Genomic DNA, 1,612 nt, shown 5'->3' on the forward strand with positions numbered 1-1,612 from the left:
AGTTCCCCTGTCCCTGCCGGGACGCCGCTCAGGCGGGAAAATGGGTGCGGGTTGCCCGCCGACGTCGGTTCTTCTATGGCGCGGGTGAGGCCGTTGATTAGTTTGATCGCTGGGAGCTGCTTCAGGGGCCGCGCAGTGTTGCCATGAGCACGAGGGTCCGCCTCTTCCGTCCCCCGCTGGCTCCTGCGGGTGACCCGTAGGCACCACCCACATCGATGGGAGAGGAGGGACACCGTGCAAGAGGTCGATGAGCAGGACCTGTATGTGGATCGGGTCGCGGCCCTGGACCTGGGCAAGGCGGGGCTGGAGGCGTGCGTGCGGGTGCCGCACGAGGACCGGCCCGGACGGCGGTTGCAGGAGATCCGCGCGTACGCCACCACCACGGCGGCGCTGCTGGAGATGGCCGACTGGATGCGCTGCCAGGGCGTGAGCCGGGTGGTGATGGAGAGCACCTCCGATTACTGGAAGGGGGTGTTCTGGCTGCTGGAGGCCGAAGGGTTCGACTGCTGGCTGGTCAATGCCCGGCAGGTGAAGAACGTGCCGGGCCGGGCCAAGACCGACCGGGCCGACGCGGTGTGGCTGGCCAAGGTGGCCGAGCGGGGCATGTGCCGGCCCTCGCTGGTGCAGCCCGCGCCGATCCGCAAGCTACGGGACCTGACCCGCTACCGGCGCTCGCTGATCGAAGACCGCACCCGGGAGATGCAGCGGGTGGAGAAGCTGCTGGAGGACGCCCAGGTAAAGCTGTCGTCGGTGATCAGCGACATCTTCGGGGTGTCCGGCCGGCAGATGCTGCAGGCTCTGATCGACGGCCAGCGCGACCCCAAAGTCCTGGCCGGGATGGCCCGGGGCAGCATGCGCGGCAAGATACCGCTGCTGGAGGAGGCGCTGCGCGGGTTCTTCACCGACCACCACGCCGTGCTGCTGCGCATCATGCTGGCCAACATCGACCGGCTCAGCGAGCAGGCCGCCCTGCTGGACGCCGAGATCGAGCAGGCCATGGCCCCTTTCTCAGCGCAGGCGGCCCAACTCGATGAGATCACCGGAGTGGGCCAGGTAGCCGCCCAGGAGCTGATCGCCGAGATCGGCGTGGAGATGAGCCGCTTCCCCACCGCCGCGCACCTGGTGTCCTGGGCCAAGTTCTGTCCCCAGACCCACGAGTCGGCGGGCCGCAAGAAGGGCAAGGGCCGCGGCAAGGGCAACCGCTGGCTGGCCGGCACGCTAGGTCGGATCGTCTTCTCCTTCAGCAAGAGCGACACCTTCCTCGGGGAGCGCTATCGCCGCATCGCCCGCCGCCGCGGCAAGTCCAAAGCCCTAGTCGCCGCCGGCAACTCGGTGCTCACCGTCGTCTACCAGCTGCTCTCCGATCCCCACGCCCACTTCCACGACCTGGGCGCCGACTACTACGACAGCCGCATCAACAAAGACCGCCGCGCCCGCAGCCTAGCCAGCCAGTTACAAGCCCTGACCGGCCAGAAGATCGTCATCCGCAACGGCAAGGCCGTCCTCATCGAGCCCGAGCCGACCTGACACAACTCACCGCGAAGCATCATCGCTCATTGCCGCTCGGGGTTCGCTGCCGCCTGCCCACGTGAAGGTCGAATTTTCGGGTCAG

Annotated in this window: 1 protein-coding gene; it reads left to right on the plus strand. The window is 68.1% G+C overall.

Translation table 11 applies throughout. The features are described from left to right. Positions 1-234 precede the first annotated feature (234 nt). A complete protein-coding gene (locus tag EJK15_RS69165) occupies positions 235-1,527 on the plus strand; it encodes an IS110 family RNA-guided transposase (RefSeq protein WP_138720901.1) in 1,293 nt (430 codons plus the stop codon). Positions 1,528-1,612: the final 85 nt, after the last annotated feature.

Origin of the sequence: Nonomuraea basaltis (genome assembly GCF_005893125.1) — a bacterium.
GTDB lineage: Bacteria > Actinomycetota > Actinomycetes > Streptosporangiales > Streptosporangiaceae > Nonomuraea > Nonomuraea basaltis.